15 protein-coding genes are annotated in these 16,388 nt (G+C 47.9%); 10 read left to right on the top strand and 5 right to left on the bottom strand.

All coding sequences use genetic code 11. The features are described from left to right. The first annotated feature begins 154 nt into the window (after nucleotides 1–154). The 3 genes from C3B51_RS07350 (at nucleotide 155) to C3B51_RS07340 (ending at nucleotide 2,272) form a co-directional block, all read left to right on the top strand. Complete coding sequence (locus C3B51_RS07350) at nucleotides 155–1,126, top strand: transposase (protein ID WP_130244636.1); 972 nt, start codon at nucleotides 155–157, stop codon at nucleotides 1,124–1,126. Between the two features lie 264 nt (nucleotides 1,127–1,390). After that, the gene (locus tag C3B51_RS07345) at nucleotides 1,391–1,891 is read left to right on the top strand and encodes a hypothetical protein (protein ID WP_130244635.1); all 501 of its coding nucleotides are present in this window, start codon (nucleotides 1,391–1,393) and stop codon (nucleotides 1,889–1,891) included. 123 nt (nucleotides 1,892–2,014) lie between these two features. Then, nucleotides 2,015–2,272 (top strand): hypothetical protein, encoded by a 258-nt coding sequence (locus C3B51_RS07340; RefSeq protein ID WP_130244634.1) that lies wholly within the window; start codon nucleotides 2,015–2,017, stop codon nucleotides 2,270–2,272. Nucleotides 2,273–2,437: 165 nt separating this feature from the next. Here the strand turns inward: C3B51_RS07340 and C3B51_RS07335 are convergent, their stop codons facing one another. Then, nucleotides 2,438–3,409: a transposase gene (locus C3B51_RS07335; protein WP_130244633.1), complete on the bottom strand. Its 972-nt coding sequence runs from the start codon at nucleotides 3,407–3,409 to the stop codon at nucleotides 2,438–2,440. A gap of 280 nt (nucleotides 3,410–3,689) precedes the next feature. On the opposite strand from C3B51_RS07335, the gene C3B51_RS07330 reads away from it, so the two are divergent. The 6 genes from C3B51_RS07330 (at nucleotide 3,690) to C3B51_RS07305 (ending at nucleotide 10,178) form a co-directional block, all read left to right on the top strand. Further along, nucleotides 3,690–4,109, top strand: a complete 420-nt coding sequence (locus tag C3B51_RS07330) for a hypothetical protein (RefSeq protein WP_130244632.1) — start codon at nucleotides 3,690–3,692, stop codon at nucleotides 4,107–4,109. Between the two features lie 127 nt (nucleotides 4,110–4,236). Next, complete coding sequence (locus tag C3B51_RS07325) at nucleotides 4,237–4,752, top strand: hypothetical protein (RefSeq protein WP_130244631.1); 516 nt, start codon at nucleotides 4,237–4,239, stop codon at nucleotides 4,750–4,752. Between the two features lie 180 nt (nucleotides 4,753–4,932). Further along, on the top strand, nucleotides 4,933–5,235 hold the full coding sequence (locus C3B51_RS07320) for a hypothetical protein (RefSeq protein WP_125717421.1): 303 nt from the start codon (nucleotides 4,933–4,935) through the stop codon (nucleotides 5,233–5,235). A 333-nt stretch (nucleotides 5,236–5,568) separates the two neighbouring features. Further along, complete coding sequence (locus C3B51_RS07315; RefSeq protein ID WP_130244630.1) at nucleotides 5,569–8,346, top strand: collagenase; 2,778 nt, start codon at nucleotides 5,569–5,571, stop codon at nucleotides 8,344–8,346. Between the two features lie 91 nt (nucleotides 8,347–8,437). Beyond that, nucleotides 8,438–9,205, top strand: coding sequence for an ABC transporter substrate-binding protein (locus C3B51_RS07310; protein WP_130244629.1), 768 nt, complete (start codon nucleotides 8,438–8,440; stop codon nucleotides 9,203–9,205). 73 nt (nucleotides 9,206–9,278) lie between these two features. After that, nucleotides 9,279–10,178: a hypothetical protein gene (locus tag C3B51_RS07305; RefSeq protein ID WP_240701865.1), complete on the top strand. Its 900-nt coding sequence runs from the start codon at nucleotides 9,279–9,281 to the stop codon at nucleotides 10,176–10,178. A gap of 1 nt (nucleotide 10,179) precedes the next feature. Here the strand turns inward: C3B51_RS07305 and gloA are convergent, their stop codons facing one another. The 4 genes from gloA to C3B51_RS07285 form a co-directional block, all read right to left on the bottom strand. Next, nucleotides 10,180–10,620: a lactoylglutathione lyase gene (gene gloA, locus C3B51_RS07300; RefSeq protein WP_130244628.1), complete on the bottom strand. Its 441-nt coding sequence runs from the start codon at nucleotides 10,618–10,620 to the stop codon at nucleotides 10,180–10,182. 95 nt (nucleotides 10,621–10,715) lie between these two features. After that, the gene (locus C3B51_RS07295; protein WP_130244627.1) at nucleotides 10,716–12,674 is read right to left on the bottom strand and encodes a pre-peptidase C-terminal domain-containing protein; all 1,959 of its coding nucleotides are present in this window, start codon (nucleotides 12,672–12,674) and stop codon (nucleotides 10,716–10,718) included. A gap of 21 nt (nucleotides 12,675–12,695) precedes the next feature. Continuing rightward, the gene (locus C3B51_RS07290) at nucleotides 12,696–13,370 is read right to left on the bottom strand and encodes a DUF1566 domain-containing protein (protein WP_130244626.1); all 675 of its coding nucleotides are present in this window, start codon (nucleotides 13,368–13,370) and stop codon (nucleotides 12,696–12,698) included. Continuing rightward, nucleotides 13,367–14,866 carry an ethylbenzene dehydrogenase-related protein gene (locus tag C3B51_RS07285; protein ID WP_130244625.1) on the bottom strand — a complete coding sequence of 500 codons (1,500 nt, stop codon included), beginning with the start codon at nucleotides 14,864–14,866 and terminating at the stop codon, nucleotides 13,367–13,369. The genes C3B51_RS07290 and C3B51_RS07285 overlap by 4 nt, the downstream gene beginning before the upstream one ends. A gap of 224 nt (nucleotides 14,867–15,090) precedes the next feature. Between C3B51_RS07285 and C3B51_RS07280 the strand changes: the two genes are divergently transcribed. Then, nucleotides 15,091–16,296 (top strand): sensor domain-containing diguanylate cyclase, encoded by a 1,206-nt coding sequence (locus C3B51_RS07280; protein ID WP_130244624.1) that lies wholly within the window; start codon nucleotides 15,091–15,093, stop codon nucleotides 16,294–16,296. Nucleotides 16,297–16,388: the final 92 nt, after the last annotated feature.

Raw genomic sequence — 16,388 nt, 5'->3', positions numbered from 1 at the left:
GTCCATCTCAATCACCCACCCGAAACTGGCATGCGGAATGTACGCTATGTTCTAAATTGAAGTGTGGGTTGAATGGACAGCCACCCGAAACTGGCGTGCGGAATGTACGTCGTCTACCTTTAGGTAATGCTCAATGGATTGAGGGTGACAAATTATGCCAACTGCAAGGAAGAAGCAGGTCAGCTTATCAGACACTAAGTACTACCACTGCATATCCCGGTGTGTTCGCCGGGCATTTCTGTGCGGCAAAGACCGCGTCACGGGCAAGTCTTATGAACATCGGCGAGACTGGGTTGAGGAAAAATTGCTGACCCTTGCGAAGGTGTTTTGTATTGAGGTGTGTGGCTATGCGGTGATGAGCAATCACACGCATATCGTGTTGTATGTCGATGATAAGAAAGCGCAAAGGTTATCAGATAAAGCGATAGTGCTTCGCTGGCATAAGTTGTTTAAGGGCAACTGGTTGACGCACAAGTTCATTGGTGGTGATGAGCTGAGCGCATTCGAGTATAGTATGCTGGCAGCTGATATTGCTAAATTCAGGCTCCGGCTTGTGAGCATCAGCTGGTTCATGCGGGTGTTGAATGAAGACATTGCCCGCAAGGCCAATAAAGAAGATGGTTGTACAGGCCGGTTTTGGGAAGGACGATTTAAGTCACAGGCCTTACTGGATGAAGCAGCGCTGGCAGCGTGCCTGGCGTATGTTGACCTGAATCCAGTCAGAGCCAAGTTAGCTGAGACACCGGAAACGTCAGACTACACCAGCATTAAAAAACGTATTGATTATGCACGGCAAGGAAAGCAACCTAAGAGCTTACTGCGCTTTGCAGGTAACCCAAGAAAGCACATGCCTAAAGGGTTGCCGTTTGAGCTGACCTATTACATACAGCTAGTTGAATTAACAGGCCGATGTATGCGTGCAGATAAGCGGGGTTATATCGGCGATAGCCAGCCATTGCTGATACGATTGCAAATAGAGCCAGATAGTTGGCTCAAGCTTACTACGCAGTTTACGAAAGTCTTTCATGGTGCGGTAGGGCGAAAGCAAGCGGTGACAGATTACTGTGAGAATCTTCATAAAAGGCGACGCGCCAACTTGACTCAGTGCGAGCGTTTACTGGGTTAACACCTTCCCGTGAGTACCATTTCGATTTATCTAAGTTGAGGCTTGGATTCGCATTCGTATTGTCCGAATCTGGTTATTCTTCAGGATATCGTGCTTAAACTTACAAACTTACAAACTTACGACTTTCACTAATCAGAGCTTATAGAAAGCGCAGCATTTGATAGTCTTGCATTTCTTTATTGAACCTGCCCACAATAGGTCTGTGAATTTAACGGTGGGTGTCACTTAAAAAATTGATGGCATTAACTGCCAAAGGAGAGTGTAGTGCATGAAGTAATAAATAAGTTAAAATTGCTAAATATCAAAGAAGTCTTTTTTGGTGCAAGTGGTTTTAATATTGTTGACGAATCTTCGATTAATAAACTCCAATTAGGCTACAGTATTGACCCTGATGGTAACGACTTAACGGGTATGAACGAAGGGGATTGGCAGGATAGTTGGGTTGTTATAGGGACTGATACTGAAGTCGGAGATCCATTCTTCGTAGATATAAGTGAATTATCGTTGCCAGTTTATACGGCAATGCATGGAAATGAATATTGGGAACCTGAGCTAGTTGCAACTTCTTTAACTTCTTTCTTAGAGTTACTTTCTTATCTGCATGGATTAAGTGAGCAAAACTGTCCGCAAATCACACCTGATGAAAGTACAATCTCTGATTTTAATAAGCTTTCTTCAATACAAACACGACTACAAAATATTTCTGGAGAAGATGATTTTTGGGAAGATTTCATTGAACAGCATAAAGAATGGCTCGAAGAATAAAGCAGTTAACAAGGCCGTATAACTAAGGACACAAAACAGCAGACTTGTGCACCTTCGTCGCCAATTTTAGTCTGCTAATTTGTGCCGTTTACGGCAAGCGTTAGGTGCAATAGGAGGTTGAGTGTGAAATTAACAATTGTTTTTGTTTTATTGTCTGTATTCTTTGCTTTTGTATCTATTGCAAATGTTCCTCGTTACGGTTGTTTTAACGGAGTTTGCACGGACTTTCTTTTAATGGAATTTGATGTACTCGGCTATATTGCAATATCTATGTTTTTCGCAATCATTAGCCTCAAACGATTATTAAAGAAAACTGAGATAAAACAAATTCATCAAAAACACAGACACCCAGCCTTATATGTTCTTGTTATGGGTCCATAAACGATGAATACAAGTGCTTCTGAAAATAAAAAAGCGAAAATTTTCAGAAGTCAGGCTTCATGGGTGAAAAATTTCAGCTGAAATAGTGGTTATTTGATATTTTGGACACGTTTAAGCACTGCCAAAGTGCGACAGTCATCATTTGAAGTTAAGATAATGGCAATTCTAACCCAGAAAGCGCTCACAATTAGCGAGGTTAGGGCGTCGCTTTTTTTGCAGGTGTTCACAAAATTCAGTCAACGCATGGCGCCTGCCGACTGCACCGTGGAATACTTTGGTGAATCGTGTGGTGAGTTTTAGCCAGTTTTCAGGCTCTATTTGCAATCTGGCGAGGATAGGCTGGGCATCGCAGATGTGGCCTCGCTTGTCTGCACGAATACATCGGCCTGTTAGCTCAACCAGTTCAATGTAGTATTTAAGCTCAAAGGGTAAACCTTTGGGCATGTTTTGTCTGGGGTTTCCGGCAAAGCGCAGAAGGCTCTTTGGTTGTTTGCCATGCTGTGCGTGTTCAATGCGTTTTTTGATACTGGTGAACTCGGAGTCTTCGGGTGTGGCGGCCATTTTAGCCCGGACAGGGTTGAGGTCAACGTAGGCCATGCACGCTGCCAGTGCCGCTTCATCCAGTAATGCCTGAGACTTAAACCTGCCTTCCCAAAACCGACCTGTGCAACCATCTTCTTTATTCGCACGACGAGCAATGTCTTCATTCAGTACGCGCATAAACCAGCTGATACTGGCCAGTCTTTCGCGATATTTGTCGATAATATCGTCGAGCATAATGCGTTCGGATGGAGTGAGTTCGTTACCTTCCACGAATTTGTGCGTCAGCCAGTTTCCCTTAAACAGTTTATGCCAGCGTATGACGATAGATTTGTCATGCAATCGGTTGGCTTTTTTATCGTCCACATACAAAACGATGTGAGTATGATTGCTCATTACAGCGTAAGCGCAAATATCAATGCAGAAAATGCCTGCCAGCAGAAGTAGTTTTTCTTCAACCCATTCTCGGCGATGCTCATAAGATTGGCCTGTTAATGGATCCTCACCGCATAAAAAGGCACGTCTTACACAGCGAGAGATGCAATGATAGTATTTTGTGTCAACTAAGCTGACCTGGCTTTTCCGTGCCGTTGGCATTTGCTTCGTCCTTATCCTTGGAGCTGATGAAAAGCATAGGCGAGGGTTGTATGACAGACAAGTTTTGGAGTGGGTGTCTGCTATTTGCTATTTGCTGGGCTATTTGGAATGTGCTATTTGTGGGGGGTAAAGTGACAAGCTGGAATTTTCTGCCATGCTATATGCCTGTTTACATTAGTAATTATTAGTGGAATTATGAAGGTATGTAATATGAGTCGCTGTGGTGTGCTATGAACTACCAAAGTAGAACAGAAGAAGCTGTCAGCTGCCAAGAGCAATTATGGAGGAGTCGATGCTAAGCCCATGGGTTAGAATCCCTTCAGGAATAGTCCTCTTTTTTATAAATTTGTTGTGCTTGCTGGGCGTAATCGTAATGCCTATGGCTGTACATGAAGAGAAATATCTATTCGGCGTATTAATTACAACTGTTTGTGCAATCTTAAATGCATGGCTGTTTATTAAGTGTTTTCAACTCATTTTCAATTTGAATGCTAGCAATGGACTAATCAGTCCTTTTGGTTTCAGAGTTGCAGCTGTAATGTATATGCTACTTCCAATTGTTGGTATTTTTACTGGCTACTACAGTCAGTATGGCTGGCTAGCGCTGATTCAAGCAGGTATCTACTACTTCATTGGCATATCGTTACTTTCATATGCCAAACAAAGAGAGGGCACATTGGCATCTTACAAAGCACTGTAGTCACTCGCTAGCGCTCGTTGGGACACAAACACGCAGGTTCCCTTCACTATAGCCTACGTATTTGTGTCCCTAAGTGGGGCGTTATGTGCCACCAGAGTTTTGAGGCAATAAATTGAAGTATAGAGACTTGTCGAAAATTGCACTTGATCCAGATAGCACAGATAAGAGTATCGAGTTGCTCAAGCAGCATGGAGTTAGTGCACCTGATTCTGTGATTGAACAGTTTTATATTGATCATAATGCTAACAGTCGCTTTTTAGCTCTCTACGGTGATTTATCACTTTCTGATCTAAAGTGGGAGCTAGTTGAACTTGATACAACGAGATTTTTGCAAATAGGTAGCAACGCTTCATTTCCTGATTTCCTTAAGGAGGTATCAGAAGATGCATCGCATTTCCACGATGTTGGAGAGGCTGTGATTGATTGCCGAGAGGAAGTACTCAATCATTGGAAAAAGCATGGTACTTGGTTAACTCCACCAATATTGCTAGATGCAAAGGTTCTTGGTGGTAAATCTGGCATGCCTCATTTAGTTGAGGGGCATTCAAGGGTCGGGTGCCTTCTTGGTATCCAAAAATATAGAATCATTCCTTTGGCTGACAGGCACAAAGTGTATTGGGGCTCTATTCAAAAAGGCAAATAACAAGTTACTCAAAAGGACGCACGTGTCCTAAGTCATTTCTGCCCAAAAAGAGCTATAACGGCCGTCCGCTGCTCACTTACCCAGGCCCACACCGACATACTTTGAAACGATTTGTCATACTCCTCTGGACCCACCTTTGCTACACTTCCTGCATTACCGTTGTTGCATATAGGAAGTATTATGTTTTCTTTAATCAAAGGGTTACTGTTTAAGTCACTGAAACACAAAGCGGGCCGAAAAGTGGCTGATGCGGTTGTTGAAAAGTGCCTGCAACAGGGAATGGAGTATATGCGAGGACGTCCGGGCGCGGCGCAGCACTATACCAGTGAAGTCGATGGACTGATCACCGGGCTGAATAATCTGACTGCCAGAAAGTTGCCAGATGGCCAGTATCCAATCAGGCTGGAGCATCAGACGTTAATTGTAACCATTGAAAGCCATGGCATTGTGTCTATTACCTCGCTGCTTTCAGACAATACCTGACTAGTCGTCGCTTTTTAGTCCTTCTTAAAATGCCACTTTGTTGCAAGATATGTTAACGAAAGCGAATTAAAGTGGTGCTTTTCATTCTGTCATTCCCTTTTTTGGTTCATTCGCTGTCTATGGGCAGCAATAAAGTGAACTGTCTAAGCCCTGGTTCAACTGTCATTGAACTTTTAACGCTCTGACATAATTGGATATTTTATGCTTAAAAGGAAAAGTAAGGTAGCATATTCAATAATATTATATAAATTATATTGTATACACTATATCTGTGATGTTAATTATATATTTCCTCTTTTGGGGTTTGGATACACATTTTAATAAGGTTACATTATGAAAATAACAGCAATACTCGCTGCACTTCCTCTGCTCTGTACCAGTGTGGAAGCCGCGCAGCAACAAGTTGAAAGACAGTTTAAACCACTCAGTGCCCAGGATCTGCAACTGGCACATGGAGACGAAGGGCATAATCATGCTGCTCAGGACAATGCGCCGACCGCTGCGCGCGAGTCCGTTATGCATGCGCATTTGCCAGTGATGATGCGCCTTGCGTCAGAGCCGGTTGATGTGGCAAGCAGCTGCGACCTGGCGGCTTTTGCCAATGCCAGTGCCTCCACGATTGTGGCGCAAATCTCCGGGCAGGGTGCAGGTTGCGTCAACGATTTGTTCAGTGCACCTTCCGACACCCAGGTTGCGACCTTCACCACCGCAAAAATGCTGGCGGTAGCGACTCAGGCAAAAACGCTGTCTGTTGCTTACACAGGCACCGGCAGTGCGGATCTCGAAGCACTCTTCTTGTTTATTCGGGCTGGCTTTTATGTTGAGTTTTATAATGACTCGGTCAGCTTTGACAGCAGTGTGCAAACTGCGGTTAAAGGCGCGCTGGACGCCTTTGTGGCTAACAGCCATTTCTATGACAACAACGATGCCCATGGTGAAGTACTGGGAGAGGTGATCACCACCATGGACTCGTCCGAGCTTCAGCATGTTTATCTGCCTGTGGTGAAAGCCTGGTTGTCGCGCTGGAGTGAAAGCTATGCCGACAGCTGGCACATGCGCGGAGCGGTGAATGGGATCTTTACCATTTTATTCCGTGGTCAGTGGAATAGTGATTTTGTTGCTCTGGTTGGCAGCGATGCTGAGCTGGTTACCTTGCTTGCAAACTTTACCAAACAAAACTGGATGCTGGGGTCGGACGCTGAGTTTTTGATCATCAATGCGGCACGCGAGCTGGCCAGGCTAAAAAACTATCAGGGGACACCCATTCAGAGTGCCGTTGATGAGGCATTAAAATCTCTGTTCGCCACCTATCAGAGCTATGGCTATGGCGACGGTGTCTGGCTGGGTGCGGCGGATGTCGCGACTTACTATGCCAACTGTGAAGACTTCGGGATCTGTGGATTTAAGGAGGAGCTCAGGGATAAAGCACTGTCGCAGACCTATCAATGCAGCAGCACCATTCGGATCCGCTCGCAGGAAATGACCCAGGCGCAGCACCTGTCTGCGTGCGACACCATGGCAGCCGAAGAAACCCGCTTTCATACTATGCTCGAAACCAACCAGACGCCCGTCGCAGATGACAACAACACCATGTTACAGGTGAATATCTTTAACAGCAGCGCAGATTACAAGAAGTATGCGGGTCCGATTTTTGGGATCAGTACCGACAATGGCGGTATGTATCTGGAAGGTGACCCCAGCGTGGTGGGTAATCAGGCAAACTTTATTGCCTATGAGGCCAGCTATGCAAAGCCCGATCACTATGTCTGGAACCTGGAACACGAATATGTCCATTATCTGGATGGGCGTTTTGACCTTTATGGCGACTTTAACGCGCCCACAGAAACCATCGTGTGGTGGAGCGAAGGCGTTGCCGAATACGTTGCCAACCTGAACGACAATCAGGATGCCATTGATACCATTAAAGATGGCAGCACCTATCAACTGGGCGAGGTTTTTGCGACCACCTATGACGGCTTTGATCAGGACCGTATTTACCGCTGGGGTTATCTGGCGGTGCGTTTTATGATTGAAACCCATAAAGACGAAGTCAATGCCATGCTGAGCGAAACTCGTGTCGGTAACTGGTCTGGGTATAAAACGCGTATCGACAACTGGGCAGCCCAGTATGGCACTGAATTCACGCAGTGGACGCAACAGCTGGCCGGCGACCAAAACCAGGCTCCGACAGCCGTTATCAATGGCCCGTACCAGGGCACGGCAGGCACGGCGCTGAGCTTTAGCAGTCAGGGCAGTTCAGATCCCGAGGACAGCACTTTGGCTTATCTGTGGCAGTTTGGCGATGGCGCACAAAGCACCCAGGCTAACCCGACTCACACCTATCAGGATGAAGGCAGCTATACGGTCACGCTGAGCGTCACAGACGAGCAAGGACTGGCCCATCAGGTTAGTACGCAGGCTGTGATTGAGTCAGGCCAGGGCACGGTGGAGCTACAAAATGGCCGTGCCATACAAGTATCTGGGGCGCACAAGGAGCTGAGCTACTTTAAAGTCAGACTCCCAGAGGGTGCCACCGATTTGACTGTGGCCATCAGTGGTGGCAGCGGTGATGCGGATCTTTACCTGCGTTTCGGAGAGTTACCAACACAAGACACCTATGACTGTCGGCCTTACGTAGGGGGCAATAGCGAGCGCTGTGATATTGCGGCGCCACAGGCTGGCGATTATTACATTATGCTGCGCGGCTATAACGCCTACAGCGATGTAGAACTCTTGGCCAGTTTCACAGCGCCCAGTGCCGCTATACCTGATACCTGCGCCACTCAGGGCAGTGTTTCTGATGGCCGCCTGTCAGATGGCGTGCCGGTGTGCATGGGCAATCGTGAACCCATGTGGTTTAGCCTGGAGAATGTCAGCGCGCAACAAAGTATTCGCATTGAAACCGCACATGGCAATGGCGATTTGACGCTGGAATACAGTAATCAGGGCTGGCCTGACGGCGAGAATGTTGAAGCGCGCTCGGCGCGTTCTGGCAATGGCGAGTGCATTAATCTCAGCGGTCAAAGCCAGTACTGGGGCTATCTCAAGGTCAGTGGTGCGCCTGTTGGTGCAACAGTTCAGGTCACTTATAACGATGGCTGGTGTAATTAAGCAGACAGAGAATTAAACAAACTAGCTTGAAGGTTGGAGAGACACGCTCTAGATTTAAAGGGTCTTCTCCAGCCTTTTATGGCAGTAATTTGTGAAAATAAACTTGTTGATTGTCAGCTTGATATGGCTGCTGCTCAGTGCGGTGAACCTGGTGCATGCAGTAGAGCGACTGAACATATACGTCTACCATAATAAGCCGCCTTATATCACTAACCAGACTGAGCAGCGCGGTTTGTATTTTGATCTGGTCACTTTGCTCAATGGGGCGCAGTCTCATACCCGTTATAAACTTGTCTATCTGCCCCGGCGGCGGATTGAAAGAGACCTGACTGAGCAAACATTAGACGGCGTAGTACTGGGTGTGCATCCTGTCTGGTTTAAAGACCCCGAAAAGACACGCTACTTATGGAGTGAACCATTGATGTATGACACCGACGAGTTTGTGTCATGCGCAGGCACGCCGTTTGAGTACATTGGCGCGTCATCAATGCGCAACAAAAAATTTGGTGGCATTTTGGGTTATCATTATTTTCGTACCGTTGAGCCGGTCAACAGCGGCTCGCTTGAGCGGGTTGATGCAAACAGCGAGGAAGGCTTACTGGAGCTGGCGCTGCGCGAGCGAGTCGACTTTGCCATTGTCAGCCGCTCCACACTGAATTACTTTATTAAGAAAAACCGCTGGCAAAACCACTTTTACCTGTCAAAACAACCCCACGAGTCTTATTACCGGGCCATTTTGTCGCCCAGACAACTTCAGCCGCAGTTTGAGCGCTTATCAGAACTACTCAATGACAGCGCTTTGCGTATAAAGCTGGCACAATTAATGACCAGTTATCAGGTGGAGCCTGTATTGCCCTAATCAAACTGGACTGCGTGCATTTAAAAAGAAGTTGCCTATATTTAAGTGAAGGTCGGCAAAAAGGAGTGGTGGCATGTGGCAACGTATTTTATGGTTCTTTGGGGCGATATTGGTTGCATCAATCTTCACGAGCTCACCCAGTTTGGGTGCCGATCTGGTGCGCTACAATGTGTCCAAAGCATACGCTGACCCCAAACAGGATTATTATATCGCAGTACTGCGCCTCGCTCTGAACAAAAGCCGCGATAAATATGGCCCCTATCAGTTAAGCGAAAACTCATTTGATCACACACCTCAGGGCCGCACACTCGAGATCCTGGAACAAGGTAAGTTGTTGGATGTACACTGGACTATGACGTCTCAGCAACGAGAAAACCAGTTGGCCGCCGTTTACGTACCGCTTCTCAAAGGGATGATGGGCGCGCGGATATTTTTGGCCCATAAAGACACTTTGCCTAAGCTGAACCAGCTTCACTCACCGGCTCAGCTCATGGACCTTTTTATCGGCAGTGGCATTGACTGGCCGGATACAAAAATCTACGAGAAAAATGGTTTTATTGTGGTCACCAGCGTTGCGTCGTTGTTGCCCAGAATGCTGGAAGAAAAACGGTTTGAGTTATTTCCTCGTGCGCTACATGAACCCTGGGCAGAGTTGCCAAACCTTAAGGGGGTCGTCGTGGAGCCCAGGTTTGCGTTTTGTTATCCCACGGCCATGTATTTTTTTGTCAATAAACACAATACGCGATTAAAAGCGCGGCTGACTTATGGCTTACAAAAAGCCATTGATGATGGCTCGTTTGACCGTTTGTTTGCAGCGCATCCGATCACGCGTGATGCCATCAGGCTAGGTAAATTTAATGAAAGACAGACTTTAAAGCTGCAAAACCCGGAGCTTAGTGCCAGAACACGTGATGTGCTGATGAATGCAAGATATGTCTGGGCGCCGCTTCATCGCTGCCTTTCAACGATTTAAGTTACCAGCTTCCGGTATTTTCCATGCTCAGCCAGGGCTCCTGCGGTGGTAGCGGCTCTCCTTGCTGTAACAGTTCAATCGAAATACCGTCGGGCGATTTGACAAAGGCCATGTGCCCGCATCTTGGTGGGCGGTTAATGGTAACGCCCGCAGCCTGGAGCTTGCCACACAGCGCGTAAATATCTTCTACGGCAAACGCCAGATGACCAAAATTACGCCCGCCCGTATATTGCTCTGTGTCCCAGTTATAAGTCAGCTCAAGGGTAGGGGAAAAGCTAGATTTAGCCTCTTCCAGTTGGTCAGGTGCTGCCAGAAAAACCAGTGTAAAGCGCCCGGCTTCGCTGTCTTTGCGTTTTACCTCCACCAGTCCTAGCAGGTTACAGTAAAAGTCTAATGATGCGTCCAGGTTTTCAACCCGAACCATAGTATGCAGATATTTCATAAAATTGCCCCTGTAATGTCAGCTGTCAAAGATAAGGGCAAACCAAGAAAAATCAAGGAGCGCAGTGTTATTGCGCGCCTTGTTGCGTCAGACTATCAATACTCTGCGGTCAATGTCACGCCGCTGAAGTCTTTATAGGCTTTAACTGAGATGTGCCAGGTGCCCGTTTGAGGCTGCGTTTGTGTGCAGGTTTCTGTATTACCATCTTCATAGGGGCGACAATCGTATCGAGAAGAGGTCGGCTGAGCACCAAAACGCACATACAGATCGGCATCTCCAGTGCCGCCAGCGGTGCTCACGGTGAGCTTAGTGGCACTGGCTGGTACCTCAAAGGTCTTGTGGATCCAGTTACCTTCCGTTGCAGTGAGATCTGTCCAGGTTTGCTTGTTGTCATCGCCCGGCGGTGTACCCATGTCATACTGGCCAACCAATGACACGCCAGAAAACGCGCTGTAACCCCGGATAACAATATAGTAGGTTCCTGCCTGTACGTTAGTTATGGTACAGCTTTCATTGTTGCCCTCTTTATAGGGCCGACAATCATAAGTTTTGGTGGTTGGTTTTTGTGCAAAGCGCACATACAGGTCGGCATCGCCACTGCCACCGCTCATGGTAAAGCGCAGGTTGCTGGCGCCTTGTGGCACTACCATAGTAAATACCTTTTCGCTATCCGCAGCGCCTGCAAAGGTGCCAACAGGTTGACCATTTTGTAGCTCATTGCCCGGGTCAACCGGACCACTGTCTCTGTCGATAATTGACAGCGAATTGGCGGCACGCTTGAGGGTCATGGTTTCACCCAGTTCACTGGCATACCACCAACTGATATTGGCGGGCAGGGCAAGCGGGTCGGCAGCACGCTGCTCTCGCGTCAGCGTGTCTGCACCGGCGGTAAACTGGGCGGTTTGCACTTTCATGTTGTCCGGGGTCACACTCAGCACTTTAAATTGCTGAATACTGGCCAAATCAATGGTCCAGCTTTTAGGGTCATTAGCCGAGCGGGCGGGGGCACCCCAGCTCCCTTCACCTACATACACAGTGCCGCCTGTGGTAGTTTTGGTAAATCCGGAGCCTGAGGGCTGCAACGCTTCGGTCAGTTTATTAATATGGGTGTCCGATTCAACGACCAGGTTCATCCCATGCTGATAGAACAAGTCTGCCCACCAGGTATGCAATATGGTGTTGTCCGACTTCCCTGAGTAATGCGGGTACATAGGTTTGTGATACTGAGCAATACGCCAGTTGGTACCGGCACCATTGTTTTGCAAGTCTTGTTTAAGCCAGTTGTTCATGGCGGTGGCATAGCTGGACCAGCCACTGTCTTTATACTGGCTGTTTAGGGTATAAACGCGCAGCAGGTTGGCAATGTTAAACGCGCCGTAACTGTCTTTGTTGGTACAGGCACCGTCTTGGTCATAGTCGACGCCAAACACCTGACAAAGCGTTTTAAAATTGTCGCCTTCATGGTTACCAAATGTGGCAACAAACGGATAAATGCGTTTGTAGTTCTGCCCGTCAATGACATCATCTGACAATGTCAGCTGCCAGTCTTTCAGGTATTCACGCATTTCCTGAGCCGAATTGGCGTTGGTGTAGTCACCACCGTGCATAATAAACAGCGGGCGGATCTTGGCAACCAGCGCATTGCCTTCGCGGCGCGTTGTCCAGCCTGTGCGGGTATCTCCACCGGCAATGGCAACAAACCCGGTACTGGTTGCCGGCGCGGTTTTAAACCACATACGCTGGCCACATCCAGTGCTGTCACATACTCGGTAATAAATTGCTGTGTCGGCACTGAGCCCTGTCAGAGTTACAAACTCACTTTCTAAGCTGCCATCAAAAACATATTTGGCTGTAGGTTGCTGAGTCATCCAGCTTTGCTCATCGGTGGTGGTACCATATTTAACGTAATGATTGTTACCACCGGTTGGCGTATACCCCAGCGTTGCCTGATTGCTTGGGTTGGTATCCCAGATCAGGCGATGATAATCACTGGCGCTGTGGGCTGCAGTGGTAAATAAAGTAACCGTTGTGAGGCCTGCAAAAAGCACTCTCATAGAGAAGTTTCCTGTTGTTGGTTAATGGATCACGCCTTTAAGGCGAGATGATTGAAACTCTGGTGGCAAGTCGGCGACCAGCAGCACAAAGGCCGCGTTGCGATAGGGCAGCGGGTAGCGTTCGCCGGTATGAAAATTGACCGCCGTTGCACCTTGTTTAAAGCGTTGGTAATGGCCCGAAAGTGGTTGTGAGTGATCTGCGCTCCAGTAGTCTCCGTGCTTCATATGCGGAAAAAAATCCTGGGCAATATGCGCATGTCCCGGGCGAGCGGGGCTTTGCAGCAAGCTGCTTAACTCGTCACTGGTTGGCAGACGCCAGTGTGTGAGGCCACACAGGGCCGTTTTCCTAGTTTTATTGATCAGGTCCTGAGTATCACACCGGGAAGATTCAAAATAGCAATCTCCGTGGTTTGCGTCGCCTCTTGGCGGGCGTTGCTCATCGGCTGCGAGATACCAGGAATAGGTCCAGTAGCCATCGTGGATGTTTTCGTTGTCGGTTTTGGCTTCCCAGACTAACTGTTTCTGGGTGTCAAGTACGCAAGACCAGGGGCCCTGCCAGGGGGATAAAGGAGTACCGGCTTTATCCAGTTTCACAAACCTGGGGTGTGGCTGGGCAATTGGGCTCAGTGGTTGGAACCACAGCAAGGGCGTAATAAGTAACAGGGCGGCGAATGTCATCAATAATCGTGTGATCATAGTGAGTACCTCAAAACAGCAGGGCGTATATGGCGGGTGTGGGCAACCTGGGCATGATCAAAAGCAGAAAACCACATGCAGGTACCGTTTTTAAGCGGCACGTCATGGACAGATCCGGTATCGTGTTTACGCACCAGCTCCAGTGTCCACATGCCTTTGTCCCAAATGCCGTGCGCTCTGACATCGGCACGATCCCCCTCGAATCGGTTAGAGCGATAAAGGATTGAGGAAAGGGTACTGCCTGGGGGATAATTATCGTTTTTACTGAGGTAGGGGGCGCTGCCAAACCAGGGCATAACACTCAGCTCTGCATTTTCGGGGTCCGGCAGTCGTTTTGGGATCACGGTATTTGGCGTATACCATTGCCAGTTCATCACATATGCGCCGCTTTCTTTGCCGTCTGGCTGATACCCTGCACTATAGCGGCGCTGGCCCTGCTGCACCTTTGCGGGCGGTCCGAAAAAGTTGTCATCGGCCAGGTACATGTCATTGGTGCGTACTGCTTTCCAGTGCCACAAGTCCCTGATCTCACCGTCCATGCTTGCATGAAATCCTTTACCGTGCCAGTTGGGCGGTTTGCCCTGCAAAGGACGCTTGCCCAGGTAGGTGGTGCTGTCGGCGCCGCTGATACAGGAAGGCGACAACATCACCGCCAGTTTGTCTTCGTAAAAAGTGCGTTCATCAAACCGATAGAAACCGTCTTGTTGCACTGTCCAGCCGTTTTGAGTTTTAAGCAAAGGCAGGTGATGCGTGCTTTGACTTGGGTCTGTCCAGCGGATCAGAAAATAGCTCTCGTACTGGTTGGCCAGCGCCTGCACGTGAATTGTGCTGCGGCCATCGTCAAAGTTCGCACCACCATGGGTTTCTATGGTATAAACCGGGGCCCTCATCCAGTGCGGTTCATTCCCTTTGCCATCTATCTCTATAAATTCGTCAGGAGCCAGATGTGCAACCTGAAGCGGCTCTGTTGAATGTCGCGTGACTGTGTATAACAAAAAGCCCGTAATACAGACGCCAGCCAGCAAGGATAGTCCTTGTTTCTCGAGTCGTTTGGGCAGTACTGCACTCAGGATATGCTTACCGTGTTGAATGAAGTAAATCCAGCCGTGAACCACTAAATAAAGTAGCAGTAGCCAGAGACTAAAAAAATGTATCGGCTGCATAACACTCACAAACTGGCCAGCCCAGAGAAACCAGCCGGAACATAGCAGGCATACAATGACCACATACCCCAGACGATTTATCCAAAGATGATAGAGGCTCGGATTACTGTGATAAGGCCGACACAGGGAAAGCAATAGATAGGCTGTTGCCAGCACGCTTAGGATACTGCCACTGGCAAGATGCCAGGGGTACAGATCACCCTGCGGTAACAGGGGGCTGATGAACATCAGCCAGTCTTGTGTTAGTAAAGAAAACCGCAAACCGGTAAATAAGCTGCACAACACAAGCACGATGGCCAGGGCATGAAACAGTACAAAAGTGACTCTACGCATGTCTTTTGTTTGTTATTTTGTTGTTTAAATAGTGTAAACATAAAGGGTTGCGGTTTTATGTCAAGCTATTGCTTATGAATAAATTCATTCTCTGTCGGGTTAGCTGACGTATGAATGAGTTCGTCAAGTTACTGGGTTTAGCGCGCGTTTTTCTGGCGCAATCTGCTAAAACCTCGACTAAACTAAACAAGTGCCATAGTTAAAGTGGAACAAGCGAGAACAGGATGAATGAGGTTGTACTAGAGAAGATGGAAGCCCTCGACAGTGGAGAAGTGATTGACAGCATGACGGACATCGTTGCCTGCCTGAATACCAGTGACTCAATCCAGCGCTTTTTGCTGGATATACACTGTATTTTGCAAAAGGTGACGTATGCGGACAACTTCTACGTTGTGTTGTTTCGTGAGGACGGCAGTCTGACTTTCCCTTACTTCCATGACGTTAAGGATGATATAAACCCCGAAGACTTGGAAGCTTTGTCACTGGACGAAATCGCCCATTCACTGACGGCTTATGCGTTACAGTCACAAAGTGTGTGTAACTACAACTGCGAGCAGCTGCATCAGTTGGTTGCTCAGGGGCGGTTAAATATTATAGGCACTGTTCCAAAGCAATGGCTGTGCTTCCCACTGGTCAATCGCAGTAATTTTATGGGGGCGTTTATCATTCAGTCTTATCGGCGTGAAGATGAATACTCAGGTGTGATTGTGGATGTGCTTTACACTATCAGCCATGTGATCTCTTCTGCGCTGGATGCCTTTAATAACCAGCAAGCCCTGGTAGAAGCAAACAAAGTGTTGCAAAACTACCAAAGTGAGTTAGAAAGCAAAGTGGCCGAGCGGACCCAGGAGCTTGAGTCCAGCCTGTCTGAACTACAAAAAGAAATTCGGACCCGCGAAGCGCTTCAACAGCGGCTGGAGCATGAAGCCTTGCATGATACGCTAACGGGCCTGACTAACCGTAAATTCTTATTCCGAGAGCTGAATAACCTGGCCGAGCGCTCAAAGCGCGGCCCGGTATCTGTGCATATTTTGTATCTTGATTTAGACGATTTTAAGCCGATTAACGACAACTACGGCCATCACAATGGCGATATTGTGTTGCAGGAAGTGGCGCGCAGAATTCAAAGTGAACTGCGCAGCTACGACGTACTTTGTCGTCTCGGTGGGGATGAGTTTGTTGTGGTTTTGTCTGATCCCATAGACAAACCGGTATTAATGCAGATCTGCACCCGCCTTATTGCTTGCTTGTGTGCCCCCATCTCGCTGGAAGAGGGGCAGACGGTACAATGTGGCTGCAGCATAGGGGTTGCGAATAACAACGGGGTATTCACGGCTGAAGCGCTGCTCAAATGTGCCGATAGTGCGCTTTACTCATCCAAAGAGCTGGGAAAAAACCAGGCTTACTTTTATGATGAGCCAGTGCTTTGACCACAAAAACCACAACCTTAGACTGGTAAGTGCAAATCAATCGGCACTGGCTTTTGCTTTGCAGCGACGATTGCATTAGGATCGGGTTTTCT

The sequence above is a fragment of the Pseudoalteromonas rubra genome (assembly GCF_004212645.1).
GTDB lineage: Bacteria > Pseudomonadota > Gammaproteobacteria > Enterobacterales > Alteromonadaceae > Pseudoalteromonas > Pseudoalteromonas rubra_G.
The sequence above is the reverse complement of the archived record's forward strand: the minus strand, read 5'-3'. Positions and strand labels throughout refer to the sequence as shown.